Here is a 1,525-nt window from a genome sequence, read left to right as displayed (position 1 = left end):
ACGCACCAGTCCGGTTCTGAGGGGGCCGGGACGCAGCAATGCGTCCCGGCTACCCGACTTATTTCCCCGCTGTTGGCCAATATCTACCTGCACGTCCTGGACAGCGAGCTCACCGCTCGTGGTGTGGGTGAGTTGGTGCGTTATGCCGACGACGGCGTGGTGCTCTGTCGCTCGGTCGAACAGGCCCAGACGGCCCTGGGCGCGGTAGGAGAGATCCTCGCCTCGCTCGGGTTGCAGCTACACCCGGAGAAAACGAAGGTTGTGGATCTCAGGGAAGGCCGGGAGGGGCTGGATTTTCTTGGTTGTCACTTTCGTGCCCGCATGTCGGGTCGGCTGTGGGAGCGGCGGCGCATCGTGCGGTACTACCTGCACCGCTGGCCCTCGCAGCAGGCGATGAAGCGATTGCGCACCAAGATCCGAAGCTGCACCGGCAGCAACCGCGTCGGGGTCAAAGATATCCGCGTGATCATCGCGGAGATCAATCCGATTCTGCGTGGCTGGGGTAACTACTTTCGCACCGGGAACGCCGCCGACAAGTTCCGTCAGATCGACCGGCACGTGACATGGCGCCTCCGTCGCTTGATGATCAAGAAGCGGGGCCGCAACTTGCGGGCCGGTCAAGCCCAGCAATGGACGGAAGAGTGGTTCAACCAACAAGGCCTCCACCGACTTCGCGGCACCATCCGATACCCGAAGGCAGCGTAACCATGCCAAGAAGATCATCGGTAAGCCGTATGCGGGAAAACCGCACGTACGGATTGAAAGGGGGATGGGGAAACGGACCGGCAACGGCACCGCGCCCCTGACTACCAATGGGGCGAACGGGATCATCGGCGACGTGTCTGGTCGTGGTGCGCGGTAACTCGGGTTGTGGGAAGAGTTCCACCGCGCTCGCGGTGCGCTCGCGGTTGGGCCGTACTTGCGCGCTTGTGCAGCAGGACGTGATGCGGCTTACCGTGCTCAAAGAGCGCGACGTTCCCGACGGCGTCAACATCGGCCTGATTTCCACCGTGGCCCGCTACGCGCTCGATCATGGCTATCACGTGATCATCGAAGGGATTTTGCACGCCGAGCGATATGCCGCGATGCTCACCGAACTCGCCGCCGATCACCGCGGCGCCACCGCGTTCTACTACCTCGATGTGTCGTTCTCCGAATCCTTGCGCCGGCACGCGACCCGTCCGCAAGCCGCCGAGTTCGGCGCCGAGGACATGCGCGGCTGGTACCGCCACCGCGACCTGCTCGGCGTGCGCGGGGAGCACCTCATCCCGGAAACCTCCACGTTGCACGAGACGACGGCGCGGATCCTCGGCGACGTGTTCGGCCAGTACGCCCACGACCCGGTGACCAGCACGCCCGGGGCGTAGACGCACGTGCGTTACAGAAGCAGGGTCGGGTGGGTTTCCTCTTCCTGGTGACTCGGTGGGACGGCGAGATCGTTGATGAGGAACCGCACGAGTGCTCGGAGTTGCTGGTATCCGGTCGATCCTTTGCGTGACGACGTCGTCCCATATCCGGCGGAAGC

General features: G+C 63.9%; 2 protein-coding genes. Both read left to right on the top strand.

Annotated features, from left to right (window positions below):
• Positions 1-705, top strand: a 705-nt coding sequence (locus FXO23_RS50435; protein WP_246258685.1) for a group II intron maturase-specific domain-containing protein, incomplete at its 5' end; no start/stop codon positions are given.
• Positions 706-812: 107 nt separating this feature from the next.
• Positions 813-1,367, top strand: coding sequence for a kinase (locus FXO23_RS50430; RefSeq protein WP_158896322.1), 555 nt, complete (start codon positions 813-815; stop codon positions 1,365-1,367).
• The last annotated feature ends 158 nt before the right edge of the window (positions 1,368-1,525 follow it).

The organism is Amycolatopsis anabasis (assembly GCF_009765355.1).
GTDB classification, from domain to species: Bacteria; Actinomycetota; Actinomycetes; order Mycobacteriales; family Pseudonocardiaceae; genus Amycolatopsis; species Amycolatopsis anabasis.
This window is presented reverse-complemented; position numbering and strand designations above follow the sequence as displayed.